Origin of the sequence: Streptomyces sp. 7N604 (genome assembly GCF_052245475.1) — a bacterium.
Lineage (GTDB): Bacteria > Actinomycetota > Actinomycetes > Streptomycetales > Streptomycetaceae > Streptomyces.
Genome location: NZ_JBQQBX010000003.1, coordinates 151295 through 165806 on the forward strand (window position 1 = coordinate 151295; position 14512 = coordinate 165806).

The 14512-nt window shown below is 73.3% G+C and carries 15 protein-coding genes; 10 read left to right on the forward strand and 5 right to left on the reverse strand.

Going from position 1 to position 14512, the window contains the following annotated elements:
- Positions 1–12 precede the first annotated feature (12 nt).
- Positions 13–1161 carry an 8-amino-7-oxononanoate synthase gene (locus tag ACTWP8_RS04530; RefSeq protein ID WP_443320841.1) on the reverse strand — a complete coding sequence of 383 codons (1149 nt, stop codon included), beginning with the start codon at positions 1159–1161 and terminating at the stop codon, positions 13–15.
- A gap of 148 nt (positions 1162–1309) precedes the next feature.
- Here ACTWP8_RS04530 and bioB point away from each other — a divergent pair, with 148 nt between their 5' ends.
- The 3 genes from bioB to bioD all read left to right on the forward strand — a co-directional run bounded on the left by bioB (position 1310) and on the right by bioD (position 4698).
- A complete protein-coding gene (gene bioB, locus ACTWP8_RS04535; protein WP_443320842.1) occupies positions 1310–2491 on the forward strand; it encodes a biotin synthase BioB in 1182 nt (393 codons plus the stop codon).
- Between the two features lie 22 nt (positions 2492–2513).
- Positions 2514–3818, forward strand: a complete 1305-nt coding sequence (locus ACTWP8_RS04540) for an adenosylmethionine--8-amino-7-oxononanoate transaminase (protein WP_443320843.1) — start codon at positions 2514–2516, stop codon at positions 3816–3818.
- A gap of 148 nt (positions 3819–3966) precedes the next feature.
- The gene (gene bioD / locus ACTWP8_RS04545; protein ID WP_443320844.1) at positions 3967–4698 is read left to right on the forward strand and encodes a dethiobiotin synthase; all 732 of its coding nucleotides are present in this window, start codon (positions 3967–3969) and stop codon (positions 4696–4698) included.
- A gap of 79 nt (positions 4699–4777) precedes the next feature.
- Here the strand turns inward: bioD and ACTWP8_RS04550 are convergent, their stop codons facing one another.
- Together ACTWP8_RS04550 and ACTWP8_RS04555 are read right to left on the reverse strand one after the other, a co-directional pair.
- Positions 4778–5101, reverse strand: a complete 324-nt coding sequence (locus ACTWP8_RS04550; protein ID WP_443320845.1) for an AzlD domain-containing protein — start codon at positions 5099–5101, stop codon at positions 4778–4780.
- 26 nt (positions 5102–5127) lie between these two features.
- Positions 5128–5796 carry an AzlC family ABC transporter permease gene (locus tag ACTWP8_RS04555; RefSeq protein ID WP_443320846.1) on the reverse strand — a complete coding sequence of 223 codons (669 nt, stop codon included), beginning with the start codon at positions 5794–5796 and terminating at the stop codon, positions 5128–5130.
- A 64-nt stretch (positions 5797–5860) separates the two neighbouring features.
- On the opposite strand from ACTWP8_RS04555, the gene ACTWP8_RS04560 reads away from it, so the two are divergent.
- Together ACTWP8_RS04560 and ACTWP8_RS04565 are read left to right on the forward strand one after the other, a co-directional pair.
- Positions 5861–6424 (forward strand): helix-turn-helix domain-containing protein, encoded by a 564-nt coding sequence (locus ACTWP8_RS04560; RefSeq protein ID WP_443320847.1) that lies wholly within the window; start codon positions 5861–5863, stop codon positions 6422–6424.
- 102 nt (positions 6425–6526) lie between these two features.
- Entirely contained in the window at positions 6527–7198 is a 672-nt protein-coding gene (locus ACTWP8_RS04565; protein ID WP_443320848.1) for a class I SAM-dependent methyltransferase, read from the forward strand.
- Positions 7199–7232: 34 nt separating this feature from the next.
- Here the strand turns inward: ACTWP8_RS04565 and ACTWP8_RS04570 are convergent, their stop codons facing one another.
- Together ACTWP8_RS04570 and ACTWP8_RS04575 are read right to left on the reverse strand one after the other, a co-directional pair.
- Positions 7233–7604 (reverse strand): fic family toxin-antitoxin system, toxin component, encoded by a 372-nt coding sequence (locus ACTWP8_RS04570; protein ID WP_443320849.1) that lies wholly within the window; start codon positions 7602–7604, stop codon positions 7233–7235.
- Positions 7601–7825: an antitoxin gene (locus ACTWP8_RS04575; protein WP_443315133.1), complete on the reverse strand. Its 225-nt coding sequence runs from the start codon at positions 7823–7825 to the stop codon at positions 7601–7603. Before ACTWP8_RS04575 ends, ACTWP8_RS04570 begins: the two co-directional genes overlap by 4 nt.
- 195 nt (positions 7826–8020) lie before the next feature.
- Here ACTWP8_RS04575 and ACTWP8_RS04580 point away from each other — a divergent pair, with 195 nt between their 5' ends.
- The 5 genes from ACTWP8_RS04580 to ACTWP8_RS04600 all read left to right on the forward strand — a co-directional run bounded on the left by ACTWP8_RS04580 (position 8021) and on the right by ACTWP8_RS04600 (position 14512).
- On the forward strand, positions 8021–8812 hold the full coding sequence (locus ACTWP8_RS04580) for an ABC transporter ATP-binding protein (protein ID WP_443320850.1): 792 nt from the start codon (positions 8021–8023) through the stop codon (positions 8810–8812).
- Between the two features lie 6 nt (positions 8813–8818).
- A complete protein-coding gene (locus ACTWP8_RS04585; RefSeq protein ID WP_443320851.1) occupies positions 8819–11389 on the forward strand; it encodes an ABC transporter permease in 2571 nt (856 codons plus the stop codon).
- Positions 11390–11544: 155 nt separating this feature from the next.
- Complete coding sequence (locus tag ACTWP8_RS04590) at positions 11545–11970, forward strand: GNAT family N-acetyltransferase (protein WP_443320852.1); 426 nt, start codon at positions 11545–11547, stop codon at positions 11968–11970.
- Positions 11971–12152: 182 nt separating this feature from the next.
- Positions 12153–13496, forward strand: a complete 1344-nt coding sequence (locus ACTWP8_RS04595; protein ID WP_443320853.1) for a hemolysin family protein — start codon at positions 12153–12155, stop codon at positions 13494–13496.
- On the forward strand, positions 13493–14512 hold the full coding sequence (locus ACTWP8_RS04600) for a hemolysin family protein (protein WP_443320854.1): 1020 nt from the start codon (positions 13493–13495) through the stop codon (positions 14510–14512). The genes ACTWP8_RS04595 and ACTWP8_RS04600 overlap by 4 nt, the downstream gene beginning before the upstream one ends.

Here is a 14512-nt window from a genome sequence, read left to right on the forward strand (position 1 = left end):
GAGCCGTGCGCGTCAGGCGGCCGGTGCCGTCGCGGCGATCACGCCGGCCGCCTCGGCGACCTGGCGGTCCGTGAGATCCGCTCGCGCCGTCAACCGCAGCCGTGAGATGCCGTCGGGCACGGACGGCGGGCGGAAGCAGCCCACCACGAGCCCGGCGGCCCGGCAGTCCGCGGCCCATTGCACCGCCGCCTCCGGGGAGGGGGCGCGTACGGACACCACGGACGCGTCGGGGCGGACCGCGGCGAGCCCGGCCTCCGTCAGCTGCCGGTGCAGCGCCGCCGCGACCGTACGGGCGCGGGCCGCGCGCTCCGGCCCGCGTGCCAGCAGCCGCAGGCTCGCCAGAGCGGCGCCCGCCGCGGCCGGGGCGAGCCCGGTGTCGAAGATGAAGGTCCTGGCCGTGTTCACCAGGTGCTCGATCACCCGGGCCGGGCCCAGGACCGCACCACCCTGGCTGCCGAGCGACTTCGACAGGGTGACGGTGGCGACGGTGTCCGGGGCGCCCGCGAGACCGGCCGCGTGCAGCGCGCCGCGCCCGCCCTCGCCGAGCACGCCCAGGCCGTGCGCGTCGTCGACGAGCAGGGCCGCGCCGTGCGTGCGCGTGCGGCACGCGGCGGCCAGCTCCGGCAGCGGCGCGGCGTCGCCGTCGACGGAGAAGACGGAGTCCGTGACGGTCAGCGCCCTGCCGTCGTGGCCGTCGAGCGACTTGGCGACGGCGTCCGGGTCGGCGTGCGGGACGACGGCGGTCTCGGCGCGGGAGAGCCGGCAACCGTCGATGAGTGAGGCGTGGTTGCCCGCGTCCGAGACGACGAGCGTGCCGCGGTCGCTGAGCGTGGTGACGGCCGCGAGGTTGGCGGCATAGCCGGAGGACAGGACGAGGGCGGACTCGAAGCCGCAGAACGCCGCCAGCTCGGCCTCGAGCTCGGCGTGCAGCTCGGTGCTGCCGGTGACGAGGCGGGATCCGGTGGCGCCCGCGCCCCAGCGCCGCGCGGCGTCCGCGGCGGCGCCGGTGACCTCGGGATGGCGGGACAGGCCCAGGTAGTCGTTGCTCGCCAGGTCCAGGAGCGGCGAGTCGGCCGGGCGCGGGCGCAGGGTGCGTACGAGCCCGGCGCTGCGGCGCGCCTGCACCTGCTCGTCGATCCAGGCGAACGGGTCGTGGGGCATCGGGCCATCCCTCGCCTTCTGTTGGGTGTGCCCAAACCGTAGTGGCGGGATGCGCTGGTCAGGGTGTGGCAATACACACACCTCATTCGGCTGCTGTTGTGCGGTCCCTCCTTGGCCGGGAGCGGTGCCGTAGGCGAGGATCAGCGCCATGGACTTGCTGAACACGCTGGTGGACAAGGGGCTGCGACGCGAGCTGCCCACTCGGGACGAGGCCCTCGCCGTACTGGCCACCTCCGATGACGACCTGCTGGATGTGGTGGCGGCCGCGGGCAAGGTGCGCCGCCAGTGGTTCGGGCGGCGGGTGAAGCTCAACTACCTCGTCAACCTCAAGTCCGGACTGTGCCCCGAGGACTGCTCGTACTGCTCCCAGCGGCTCGGCTCCAAGGCCGAGATCCTCAAGTACACCTGGCTCAAACCGGACGAGGCCGCGGCCGCGGCGGGCGCGGGCGTGGCCGGAGGCGCCAAGCGCGTCTGCCTGGTCGCGAGCGGGCGCGGGCCGACCGACCGGGACGTGGACCGCGTGTCGCAGACCATCGAGGCCATCAAGGAAGGGAACGAGGGCATCGAGGTGTGCGCCTGCCTCGGCCTGCTCTCCGACGGGCAGGCGGAGCGGCTCCGGGCGGCGGGGGCGGACGCGTACAACCACAACCTCAATACCTCGGAAGCCACATACGGGGACATCACGACCACGCACACCTACGCGGACCGCGTGGAGACCGTCCAGCAGGCGCAGGCCGCGGGCCTGTCCGCCTGCTCGGGGCTGATCGCGGGCATGGGCGAGTCGGACGAGGACCTGGTGGACGTGGTCTTCGCGCTGCGCGAGCTGGATCCCGACTCCGTACCGGTGAACTTCCTGATCCCGTTCGAGGGGACGCCGCTGGCCGAGGAGTGGAATCTCACGCCTCAGCGGGCCCTGCGCATCCTGGCGATGGTGCGGTTCGTCTGCCCGGATGTGGAGGTGCGGCTCGCGGGCGGGCGCGAGGTGCATCTGCGGTCGCTGCAGCCGCTCGCCCTGCACCTCGCCAACTCGATCTTCCTCGGCGACTACCTGACCAGCGAGGGGCAGGCGGGCAGGGCCGACCTGGAGATGATCGCGGACGCGGGCTTCGAGGTGGAGGGCACGGATACGACGACGCTGCCCGCGCACCGGGCGGAGGCGGATGCGCCGTCCGGCTGCGGTTCGGGCGGAGGCGGCGGCTGCGCACCGTGCGGGGACGGCGCCGAGCCGGCCGCACCCCAGGAGGCTCCGGCCGGCGCCGGGGCCGCCCGCACGGACCTGGTCACAGTGCGGCGCCGCGGCGCGGGCACCGACCTCGCGCCCAATGCGTGAGCCCTCCATGGGTGCGCCTGCGATGTCCGGCCCCCTGTCCACGGGCGAACTGCTGACTCTCGACCGGCAGCACGTCTGGCATCCGTACGGTCCGATGCCAGGCCGGCACGAGCCGCTGGTCGTGGAGTCCGCCTCCGGCGTACGGCTGCGGCTCGCCGAGCCGGCCGAGGGCCGCACCGAACTGATCGACGGCATGTCGTCGTGGTGGTCCGCGATCCACGGCTACAACCACCCGGCGCTCAACGAGGCCGCGCGCTCGCAGCTGGAGCGGATGAGCCATGTGATGTTCGGGGGGCTCACCCACGAGCCCGCCGTACGCCTGGCCGCCCGGCTCGTGGAGATCACGCCCGAGCCGCTGCGGCACGTCTTCCTCGCCGACTCGGGCTCGGTGTCCGTCGAGGTGGCGGTCAAGATGTGCCTGCAGTACTGGCGGTCGGTGGGACAGCCCGCCAGGCAGCGGCTGCTGACCTGGCGCGGCGGCTACCACGGCGACACCTGGCAGCCGATGTCGGTGTGCGACCCGGACGGCGGGATGCACCAGCTGTGGTCCGGCGTGCTGCCCCGGCAGATCTTCGCAGACCCGCCGCCCGCGGGCTTCGACGCGGAGCCGGACGAGGCGTACGTACGGCACCTGCGGGAGCTGATCGGGCGTCATGCCGACGAGCTGGCCGCGGTCATCGTGGAACCGGTGGTCCAGGGCGCGGGCGGGATGCGCTTCCACTCCCCCGGCTACCTGCGCGTCCTGCGGGAGGCGTGCGACGAGCACGGGGTGCTGCTCGTCCTCGACGAGATCGCGACCGGGTTCGGACGTACGGGGGCGCTGTTCGCGGCGGAGCACGCCGGGATCTCGCCCGATGTGATGTGCGTGGGCAAGGCCCTGACCGGGGGCTATCTGACGATGGCGGCGACGCTGTGCACCTCGCGGGTGGCGGACGGGATCTCCCGCGGCGAGGTCCCGGTGCTGGCACACGGCCCGACCTTCATGGGCAACCCGCTGGCCGCGGCGGTCGCCGACGCCTCCATCGAGCTGCTGCTGGGCCACGACTGGCGGCAGGAGGTCAAGCGGATCGAGGCGGGGCTGCGGGAGGGGCTCGCGGCGGCGGAGGAGCTGCCGGGCGTCCGGGACGTACGGGTGCTGGGCGCGATCGCCGTGGTTCAGCTCGACCACGAGGTGGACATGGAGGCGGCAACGCGGACCGCGGTACGCGAAGGGGTGTGGCTGCGGCCGTTCCGCGACCTCCTCTACACCATGCCGCCGTACATCACGGGAGACGACGACGTCACGCGGATCTGCGCGGCGGTACGGGCGGCAGCCGCGGCGGGCTGATAGCTGATACGGGCCGGGCCGGGGTCGTTCCCGGCTCACTCGCCGCGGCGGCCCGGACGCCCGCGCGTCCAGCGGCGGACGAGCGGCCCGCGCCGGCTATGGGCTGCGCAACACAGGGATTCGCAACAGGGAAAGGGTGCGGCACGGCATGGCGATTCTCGTCGTCACGGGGACCGGGACGGAGATCGGGAAGACGGTCGCGACCGCGGCGGTGGCCACCGTCGCGGCCGGTGACGGACGGTCGGTGGCCGTGCTCAAGCCCGCGCAGACGGGGGTCGGTGCGGACGAGCCGGGTGACGCGGCCGAGGTGGTGCGGCTCGCCGGGCCGGTGACCGCCGCCGAACTCGCCCGGTTCCCCGAGCCGTTGGCGCCCGCGACGGCCGCCCGGCGGGCCGGGCTCGCTCCGGTCGGGCCGGGGGCGGTGGCCGAGGCGGCGGAGAAGCTGGCCGCCGAGCACGACCTGGTCCTGGTCGAGGGCGCGGGCGGGCTGCTCGTACGGTTCGACGACGAGGGCGGGACGCTGGCGGACGCGGCGCGCCTGCTGGGCGCCCCCGTGCTGGTCGTCACCCCGGCCGGGCTCGGCACGCTCAACGCGACAGCGCTGACGGCGGAGGCGCTGCGGGCACGGCGGATCGAGTGCGCGGGTGTCCTGGTCGGCAGCTGGCCCGCCCGCCCGGACCTCGCGGAGCGCTGCAACCTCGCCGACCTTCCGGAAGCCGCGGCGGCCCCGCTGCTGGGCGCCGTGCCGGAGGGCGCAGGGGCCCTGCCGCCCGCGGACTTCCGCGCGGCGGCGAGGTCCTGGCTGGCCCCGCAGCTGGGCGGCACGTGGGACGCGTCCGCGTTCACCGCCCGCATGCAGCCCGGGCATCCAGCGGTGTGATCACGGGTGCCCGCGCGGCATGGCGCGGTATCGCACGGCGCCTGCCCCTCGGACGGGCGCCGGACCGCGCGGCGCCGGATCAGGGCACGCCCGCGCAGCGGAGCAGCGCCGTCGTGGCGGCCGCCGCGATCACGACGACCACGAACGGCGCCCTGCGCCAGGCGAGGACCCCGCCGGCCAAAACGCCCGCGGGCCTGGCCCAGTGGGCGAAGCCCTGGGCCTCGGTGAGCGCCGCGGTGGCCGCGAGGGCGACGAGCAGCACGGCGGCACCGGTGGACAGCAGCTGCCGGACCCGCGCGGACAGCTCGACCCGGCCGTGGAGCAGCGGGCCGGCCAGCCGGAACGCGTAGGTGCCCACGGCCAGTACGAGGATCGCGGCGATCGTCACGGGTTCTCCCGTCATGGCTTCCCCCGTCACGGCTTTCCCCGTCACGGCTTCCTCCGGGCGGTGAGAAGTCCGGCGAGTGCGAGCAGTACGGGCAGGCCCGGGGGCAGGACTGGCGTGGCGGCCAGGGCGACGGCGGCGCCGAGCAGTGCCGCGCGGCGGGTTCCGGCCTCGCGCAGCGTGGGCAGCACGAGGGCGAGCAGCACCGCCGGGTACGCCGCGTCGAGGCCGAACGCGCCGGTGTCTCCCACCGCCTTCCCGGCCAGGGCGCCGGCCAGGACGCAGACGTTCCACGTGACGAACAGGCCCAGGCCGGAGATCCAGAACGCGGCCTTGCGCCGGGCGGGGTCCGGCTGGGCGAGCGCGAAGGCGGCCGTCTCGTCGGTGATCAGGTGGGCCCCGAAGAACCGGCCCGAGCGGCCCTTTCCCAGGACGTCCGCGACGGCCAGGCTGAAGGGCACGACGCGCGTGTTGAGCGGGAGCGCGGCCGCGACGGCGGCGACCGGGCCGCCGCCCGCCAGCAGGATGCCGACCGCGCTGAACTGGGCGGCGCCGGCGAACACCACGAGCGACATGACCACCGGCAGCCAGACCGGCAGCCCACCGGCGACCGCGATCGCGCCGAACGAGAGGCCGATCACCCCGTCGGCCAGGCACACCAGGGCCACGTCGCGCAGCAGGCCGCGATCCTGTGTTCGGAGAAACGAACGCATGTTTTCTAGGATGGACAGAGAGGCACTGTTCGTCAAGGCGAACGATCGGACTTCTGGAGCGAACATGACTGATGGCACGCCCCGCCTGCCGCTCGACCGGATCGCCGCGTCCCTGCGGCGGGAGCGCACCCGGGCCGGGCTCTCGCTCTCCGAGCTGGCGAAGCGCGCCGGGATCGCGAAATCCACGCTGTCCCAGCTCGAATCGGCGACCGGCAACCCAAGCCTGGAGACGCTGTGGGCGCTGGGCGTGGCGCTGGGGGTGCCGTTCAGCACGCTGGTCGAGCCGCCACGGCCCGCGGTCCAGGTCATCCGGGCCGGGGAAGGGCCGACCGTACCCTCGGAACGGGCCGACTACGCCGCGACGTTGCTGTCCGCGAGCCCGCCGGGCGCGCGCCGGGACATCTACTTCCTGCGCGTGGAGCCAGGTCCCGCGCGGGAGTCGGATCCGCATACGCCGGGCACCGTCGAGCACCTGATCGTCGGGACCGGGCGGGTGCTGGCGGGTCCGGACGACGAGCCGGTCGAACTCGCCGCTGGGGACTACCTCTCGTACCCCGGCGACGTACCGCACATCTGCCAGGCGCTGGAGCCGGACACGACCTGCATCATGATCATGCAGCACACGTGAACCCCCGTGGCCCACGTCGCGACCCGCAGAGCACGGCGGTGCAATCCGGCCCCGCCGGGGGAGAATCCTGGTAGCCGCCCTCCGCAGAAGAAGGGGTCCGCCATGCCACTGCGCAGCACCAGACTTCCGCGGGATGCCGTACACCACCCGCTGTTCGCCCGCGTCTACGCCCGCGTCAGCGTGGTCGCCGAGGAGAGGGCGGGGATCGGCGCGCACCGCGAGGAGTTGCTCGCCGGGCTGTCCGGGCGGGTGATCGAGATCGGCGCGGGGAACGGTCTGAACTTCGCGCACTACCCCCGGCAGGTCTCCGAGGTAGTGGCGATCGAGCCGGAGCGCACCCTGCGGCGGATGGCGACCACGTCGGCCCTGCGCGCCGACGTGCCGGTCGATGTCGTACCGGGTGTGGCGGAGGCGCTGCCGGTGAAGAGCGAGGCGTTCGACGCGGCGGTCACCTCGCTGGTGCTGTGCAGCGTGCGCGATCTGACGCGGGCCCTGCGGGAGATCCGCCGGGTGCTGCGGCCGGGCGGCGAGCTGCGCTTCTTCGAGCACGGGCGCGCGGAGGGCAGGGCCATGGCGACCGCGCAGCAGGCCCTCGACAGGACCGTGTGGCCCCTGCTGTTCGGCGGCTGCCACACGGGCCGGGACACCCTTTCCGCGCTGGAGGACGCGGGATTCGAGATCGGCGCGTACCGGCGGCTGCGGGTTCCCGAGCAGGGCCCGCAGCTGCCGACCTCCGCGCACGTGCTCGGCGTGGCCCGGCGGCCCAGCGCGTAGCCCCCGCCGAACGCGACGGTCGCAGTGAAGCGCGTCAAAGACTCCAGCTGCGCAACTCGTTGGCGATGGCGCGGACGTCGGCCGTGCCGTCCTTGACCAGGCGGGCGAGATCACGGACCTGCTCCGGCGAGGTGGTGACCTTCAGTCCGCTCGCGACGAGGTAGCCGTACGCGACCGCGGTGGCGAACATCGCGTTCGACCGCTCCAAGGCCGGTACGTGCAGCAGGAGTTGGAGCAGGGCCGCCGCGCGGTCCTGCGGGTCGGTGTAGACCGGCACGCCGAATATCTCCGCCTCGTGCCTGCTGACGGCGGCGACCAGTGACCCCCAGTCGGTGACGGGCGGATCACCGGGGATGTGCTGTTCGGCGATCATGAGGAGCCAGGCAAGATCGATGCGCAGGGTCAACGGGGCTTGCGCTCCTCGCCGAACTCCTCAGCGAACACGTGCTCGTACTGCTTCATGAAGTCGGCCGCGGCTTCCACGAACGTATGGCCCGCCTCGCCCGCGTCCTGGCGGACGAGCTCTTCGATGTAGCGGTTCATGCTCAGGCCCCGCTGGAGGGCGCGCTGTCTCGCGGTCTCGGCGGTGGACTCGTCCACACGGACGTTCAGCTGGGTTTTGGCCACGGCACCAAGCTAGCGCCCATCCGCTAGCAATGGCAAGCGCAGAGGGCGGGGCGCCCGGGGTGCCCTTGGGGGCCGGGTCATACGCCGGTACGAGACGGGGCGCGCGAGACCGTACCGGAGGGGGATGCCGATGTCCGGGCACCGCCTTACTCTCGGTCGCGTACGGACGGTGGATCCCGGTCCAGGGAGGCGGCCTTGTCCACACCTGCGGCACAGAAGGCATACGGCGTGGCGGAGGGTGCGGAGATCGCCGCCCGCGCCTCTGCCCTGACGAAGGCGTACGGCTCGGGCGAGACGGCCGTACTCGCCCTGGACGCGGTGGACGTGGCGATAGCGCGCGGCCGGTTCACGGCGGTGATGGGTCCCTCGGGCTCCGGCAAGTCGACGCTCATGCACTGCCTCGCGGGTCTGGACACGGTCTCGGCGGGTCAGGTGTGGCTGGGCGAGACGGAGATCACCGGGCTGAACGAGCGGGAGCTCACCCGGCTGCGGCGCGACCGCGTGGGCTTCATGTTCCAGTCGTTCAACCTGCTGCCGACGCTGAACGCGGCGGAGAACATCACGCTCCCCATGGACATCGCGGGCCGCAAGCCGGACCGGGAGTGGCTGGAGAAGGTCATCGACACCCTCGGGCTGCGGGACCGGCTCAGCCACCGCCCCGCGCAGCTGTCCGGCGGCCAGCAGCAGCGCGTGGCATGTGCGCGAGCGCTGGCCTCGCGTCCGGAGCTGATCTTCGCCGACGAGCCGACCGGCAACCTGGACTCACGGTCCGGCCTCGAGGTGCTGCGGTTCCTGCGCGAGGCGGTGGACGATCTCGGCCAGACGGTGGTGATGGTGACGCACGACCCGGGGGCCGCGGCACACGCCGACCTCGTCCTGTTCCTCGGAGACGGGCGGATCGTCGACGCGATGCCGGAACCGACCGCGGAGGCCGTGCTGGAGCGGATGAAGCGTTTCGACTCGATCAGCTCGGCCGGGAAGAGCTGAGTCCCGGTGCTCCGGGCCACCCTGCGCAGCCTTCTCGCCCACAAGGGACGGCTGCTGCTTTCCGCGCTCGCCGTGGTGCTGTCGGTGGCGTTCGTCGCCGGAAGCCTGATCTTCTCGGACACCGTCAACCGCACCTTCGACCGGCTCTTCGCCTCGACGTCGGCGGATGTGACCGTGGCACCGCGGTCGGAGTTCGACGAGGCCGGCGGCCTGTCGTCGGGCCGGGTGGAGACGCTGCCCGCCGCGCTGCGCGAGCGCGTCGCCGCCGTGGACGGGGTCGCGGACGCGCAGGTCGACGTCCGGGTGGAGCGGGTGACCCTGGTCGACGAGCGGAACGAGCCGGTCGGGCCCACGTCGGGGGCGCCGACCATCGCCACCAACTGGAACGACACCGAGCGCAGTCCGGTGAAGCTGAGCAGCGGGCACCTCCCGCGCGGCGCGGGCGAGGCGCTGCTGGACGCCGACACGGCCGACCGCGACGGTATCGGGATCGGCGACACGCTGCGGGTGGTGGCACCGCCGGGCACCTTCCCGGTCAAGGTCGTGGGCATCATGGCCTTCACCACGACCAACCCGGGCGCGGCGCTGGTCGCCCTCGACACGCCGACGTCCCAGACGAAGCTGCTCGGCAAGCCCGGGGCCGCCACCGCGATCATGGCGGACGCGGCGCCCGCCACCAGTGACGAGGTGCTCAAGCAGCGCATCGCCGACGAGCTGGGGTCCGGTTACGAGCTCAGCACGCGTGACGAGCGGGCGGAGTCCCAGGCCGCAGAACTGGGCGGCTTCCTCGACGTGATCAAGTACGTGATGCTGGGCTTCGCCGGGATCGCGGTGCTGGTCGGTGTCTTCCTGATCGTCAACACCTTCTCCATGCTGATCGCTCAGCGCACCCGCGAGCTGGGGCTGCTGCGCGCGCTGGGCGCCGACCGCCGCCAGGTGCGGCGCTCGGTGCTCACCGAGGCACTGCTCCTCGGCCTGGCCGGCTCAACGCTGGGTCTGGCCGCGGGAGTCGGCCTCGCGGCCGGGCTGATATCGCTGATGAGCCTGCTCGGGATGAACCTCGACGCGGCCGAGATGGTGATCGGCTGGCAGACGCCGGTGTCCGCGTACGTGGTGGGGGTGGGCGTGACCTTCGTCGCCGCCTATCTGCCCGCCCGGCGGGCGGCCCGGGTCTCCCCCATGGCCGCGCTCGCCGACATCGAAGTGGCGGGCGTGGGGCGGCCGTTGCGGATCCGCGCCGTCGCGGGCGCGGTGCTGGGGGCCGGCGGGGCGGCGGCGCTGGCGGGCTGCGCGAAGGCCACACAGACCCAGCAGGCATCCTCGCTGCTGCTGCTCGGGCTCGTCCTCACCCTGGTCGCCACGGTCGTCGCGGGCCCGCTGCTCGTACGCCCGGTCATCCGGGTGCTGGGCGGGGCCTTCCCGCGGGTGTTCGGCCCGGTGGGCCGGATGAGCCAGCGCAACGCCCTGCGCAACCCGCGCCGCACCGGGGCGACCGCGGCCGCGCTGATGGTGGGACTCGCCCTCGTCACCGGCATGTCCGTGGCCGGTGAGTCGATGACGCAGTCCTTCGACCGGCAGATCGACCGGCAGCTCGGCGCCGACTTCGTGGTGCAGAACAGGAACTTCGCGCCGTTCCCGCAGGAGATCACCGAGCGGGTGCGGGAGGTGGACGGGGTCGGCACGGTCGTACGGGAGCGGTTCGCACCGATGCGCCTGAAGCTGCCCGACGGGACGACGGCCAGAACGACGGGCGCGGGCTTCGACCGTGGCCTGGACGAGGTCGTGAACATGGAGTACGCGGCCGGGAACACGGCTTCCGCCCTCGGGAACGGCCGGATCGGGCTGCAGAAGGCGTACGCGGACGACCACCGGATCCGCATCGGCAGCAGGATCCAGGCCACCTTCGCGAACGGGCAGAGGGCGGACCTGACGGTGGGTGCTCTGACGGACATGGAGTCGGGCGAGGGGTTCGGGACCCAGGGCGGCTTCTTCATGAGCATGGACACCCTGGAGAAGCACATCCCCGGCGGCCAGGACGCCGCGGTGTACGCCAACGCCGCGGACGGCACCGATCCGCAGGCGCTGCGCGACCGGCTGGAGAGCGCCCTCGACGCCTTCCCGCAGGTGCAGGTGCGCGACCAGGCCGACTACAAGGAGCTGATCCGGGGCCAGATCGCCGTCCTGCTGTACCTGGTGTACGCGCTGCTGGGCCTGGCGATCGTCATCGCGGTGCTGGGTGTGGTCAACACCCTCGCCCTGTCGGTCGTCGAGCGCACCCGCGAAATCGGCCTGCTGCGGGCGATCGGCCTGGCCCGGAGACAGCTGCGGCGAATGATCCGGCTGGAGTCGGTGGTCATCGCGGTCTTCGGCGCCGTACTGGGCCTGGCACTCGGGCTCGTGTGGGGCGTGGCGGTCCAGCAGGTGCTGGCGCTTGAGGGGATGAAGGCCTTCGCGGTCCCCTGGCCGGTGGTCGCGGCGGTGGTCGCCGGGTCCGTCCTGGTGGGTCTGGCGGCCGCTCTGCTGCCCGCGCTGCGGGCGTCGCGGATGAACGTGCTCGCCGCCATCGCCCATGAGTGAGGCCGGTGTTCACCCTCGGCACGGACACCGGGTCGTCCGGAATGCGCGGGCGGCGGGCGAACTCGCCGCACACGCGCCGGACCTTTCCGAGGAGCAGCGACCGGATGCCGGAAATCCGGTCGCCGCCGCGCCGCTCGCGGTGGTGGGATGGCGCCATGAGCGATCTCCGGATACGGGCCGCGTCGGCCGCGGATGTGGACACCGTGCTCGCCTTCTGGAAAGAAGCGGCGGAGGGCGCGAGTATCAGCGACGACGCGGACGGGGTGGCGCGGCTGATCTCCCGCGACCCCGGGGCCCTCCTGCTGGCCGAGCGTGCGGGCGCGCTCACCGGCACGGTGATCGCGGGGTTCGACGGCTGGCGCTGCCACCTCTACCGGCTCGCGGTGCACCCGGACCACCGGCGGCAGGGCGTGGCGAGCGCGCTGCTGAAGGCCGCCGAGGACCGGTTCACTTCGCTCGGCGGTCGGCGCGGGGATGCGATGGTGCTGGATCGCAACGCGCTCGCCCACCACGCGTGGAGCGCCGCCGGTTACGCGCGGCAGCCCCAGTGGAGCCGCTGGGTCAAGCCCCTGGGCGCCTGAACCGCCGTCCCTCCCCCGGGAACCCGGGCCGCACCCTTTGCCCGTCCTTTACCATGGGTGCACATTCCGCGATGTGAAAGGTGTGAGCGTCCGCCCATGGGCGAGCCTCCCAGTAGTCCCCGTCCTCGAGCCGATCGCGCAGTCCTCCCTCCCCTGCCGGATCATGGGTGGGAGGTGTACCGATGACCGAAGTGCTTCTGCTGGCGCTCGCCATCCTCCTGACGCTCGCCTGCGGCGTCTTCGTCGCGGCCGAGTTCTCGCTGACGACGGTCGAGCGCAGCGTGCTGGAGCGGGCCGTGGCCGAGGGCCAGCGGGGCGCGGACACCGCGCTCAGGGCCGTACGGACCCTCACCTTCCAGCTCTCCGGGGCACAGCTCGGCATCACCGTCACAGGCCTGGTCATCGGCATGCTCGCCGAGCCGTCGCTCGGCAGGCTGCTGGCCGGTCCGCTGGAGGCCGTCGGCGTACCCGCCTCCGCCTCCTCCTCCGTCGCCCTGATCCTCGGCACGGCCGTCTCGACGGTCATGCTGATGGTCGTCGGCGAGCTGGTCCCCAAGAACTGGGCGATCTCCAGCCCGCTGCGGGTGGCCCGGCAGGTGGCGGGGCCGCACCACGCCTTCAGTACGGCCTTCCGCCCGCTGATCGGGCACCTCAACAATGCCGCCAACCGCCTGGTGCGACGCATGGGCCTGGAGCCGGCCGAGGAGCTGGCCTCCGCGCGCGGGCCGCAGGAGCTGGTCGCGCTGGCCCGGCACTCCGCGAGGGAGGGCGCCCTGGAGGCGGACACCGCGGAGCTGTTCGTGCGCACCCTCGGCCTCGCGGAGCTGACGGCCGAGAACGTGATGACGCCGCGGGTCCAGGTTGTCGCCCTCGACGAGCAGACCACGGCGGAGGACGTCGCCAACGCAACCCGCGCGACCGGCCTCTCCCGCTTCCCGGTCTACCGGGACAGCCTCGACACCGTCATCGGGACCGCGCACATCAAGGACGTCCTGGCCATACCCGCCGACCAGCGCGCCTGGCGCCCGGTCTCCGAGATCCTGCGCGAGCCGGTCCTCGTCCCCGAGTCGCTGACCGTGGACCGGCTGCTGGACCGGCTGTCCGCCAAGCACGCCATGGCCGTGGTCATCGACGAGTACGGCGGCACGGCGGGCGTGGTCACGCTGGAGGACATCGTCGAGGAGGTCGTCGGCGAGGTCCGCGACGAGCACGACCCGCTCGAGGTGCCCGACCTGGCGCCCGCGGGCACCGACGAGGACGGCCGCGCGCTGTACGACGCGGACGGCGCGGTCCGTACCGACCAGTTGGCGGCCATCGGTCTGCGCGTCCCCGAGGGCCCGTACGAGACGCTCGCCGGCCTGCTCGCGACGGAGCTCGGCCGGATCCCGGAGGAAGGGGACAGCGTGGAGGTGGCCGGCTGGCGGATCGACGTGGTGGACGCCACCGGCCACCGGGCCGCGCGCGTACGGCTGAGCGCGCCGCTGCCCGGGACCGAATCCTCCGATGACGGGGAGGCGGCCCGATGACTCTGCTGCAGCTCTTCATCGGTCTGCTGACCCTCGTCGTCAACGCCTTCTTCGTCGGCGCCGAGTTCTCGCTGATCTCGGTGCGCCGGGACCAGCTCGAGCCGCTCGCCGAGCAGGGCGACCGGCGCGCCCGCAGCGTGATGTGGGGCCTGCAGCACGTCTCGGCGCTGATGGCCGCGGCGCAGCTCGGCATCACGCTGTGCACGCTGGTGCTGGGTGTGGTCGCAGAACCGGCGATCGCGCACCTGCTGGAGCCGCTGTTCCACGCGGTGGGCCTGCCCGACGGGCTGATCCACCCGGTCGCGTTCGTCATCGCGCTCGGCGCCGCGACATATCTGCACATGCTCTTCGGCGAGATGGTGCCGAAGAACGTCGCGCTCGCGGAGCCGGTGCGCTCGGCGCTGCTGCTGGGGCCGCCCATGGTCGCGCTGACGCGCGCGCTGCGCCCGGTGATCTTCGCGGTCAACGCCTTCGCGAACGGGCTGCTGAAGCTGTTGCGCGTGGAGCCGAAGGGCGAGGTGCCCGCGACGTTCTCGGACGACGAGCTGGCCGGCATGGTCGCCGACTCCAGCCAGGCGGGGCTGCTGGACGAGCGGGCGACCGAACGGCTGCGCGACGCGCTCGAGCTGAGCCGCCGTCCCGTGGGCGAGGTGGTGGTCCCGGTGGAGCAGGTCGTCTCGGCCCGGTTCGGGGTCACGCCCGAGGAGCTCGAGCAGCTGTCCGCGGAGTCCGGCTACTCCCGGTTTCCCGTCGTCGACGACGACGGCCGGATCGTGGGCTATCTGCATGTCAAGGACGCGCTGGACGCGCGGCCCAGGGACCTGCCCTTCGCCAGGGGGGCGATGCGGCCCATCGCGCGCGTGAAGGCGTCGCTGCCGCTGGACGACGCGCTGGGGGCGATGCAGAGCACCGGTACGCACCTCGCCGCGGTGATCGGCGACGACGGGCGCCTCGGCGGGCTCGTCACCATGGAAGACGTCCTGCGGGAGCTGGTGGGGAAGGCTCCCTCGGCCTGA

Excerpts from the sequence above, each read along its gene's own strand:
- ACTWP8_RS04600 (WP_443320854.1), top strand. The coding sequence starts at position 13,493 with ATGACTCTGCTGCAGCTCTTCATCGGTCTGCTGACCCTCGTCGTCAAC.
- bioB (WP_443320842.1), top strand. The coding sequence starts at position 1,310 with ATGGACTTGCTGAACACGCTGGTGGACAAGGGGCTGCGACGCGAGCTG.
- ACTWP8_RS04540 (WP_443320843.1), top strand. The coding sequence starts at position 2,514 with ATGTCCGGCCCCCTGTCCACGGGCGAACTGCTGACTCTCGACCGGCAG.
- bioD (WP_443320844.1), top strand. The coding sequence starts at position 3,967 with ATGGCGATTCTCGTCGTCACGGGGACCGGGACGGAGATCGGGAAGACG.
- ACTWP8_RS04595 (WP_443320853.1), top strand. The coding sequence starts at position 12,153 with ATGACCGAAGTGCTTCTGCTGGCGCTCGCCATCCTCCTGACGCTCGCC.
- ACTWP8_RS04550 (WP_443320845.1), bottom strand. The coding sequence starts at position 5,101 with ATGACGGGAGAACCCGTGACGATCGCCGCGATCCTCGTACTGGCCGTG.
- ACTWP8_RS04565 (WP_443320848.1), top strand. The coding sequence starts at position 6,527 with ATGCCACTGCGCAGCACCAGACTTCCGCGGGATGCCGTACACCACCCG.
- ACTWP8_RS04555 (WP_443320846.1), bottom strand. The coding sequence starts at position 5,796 with ATGCGTTCGTTTCTCCGAACACAGGATCGCGGCCTGCTGCGCGACGTG.
- ACTWP8_RS04560 (WP_443320847.1), top strand. The coding sequence starts at position 5,861 with ATGACTGATGGCACGCCCCGCCTGCCGCTCGACCGGATCGCCGCGTCC.
- ACTWP8_RS04530 (WP_443320841.1), bottom strand. The coding sequence starts at position 1,161 with ATGCCCCACGACCCGTTCGCCTGGATCGACGAGCAGGTGCAGGCGCGC.
- ACTWP8_RS04590 (WP_443320852.1), top strand. The coding sequence starts at position 11,545 with ATGAGCGATCTCCGGATACGGGCCGCGTCGGCCGCGGATGTGGACACC.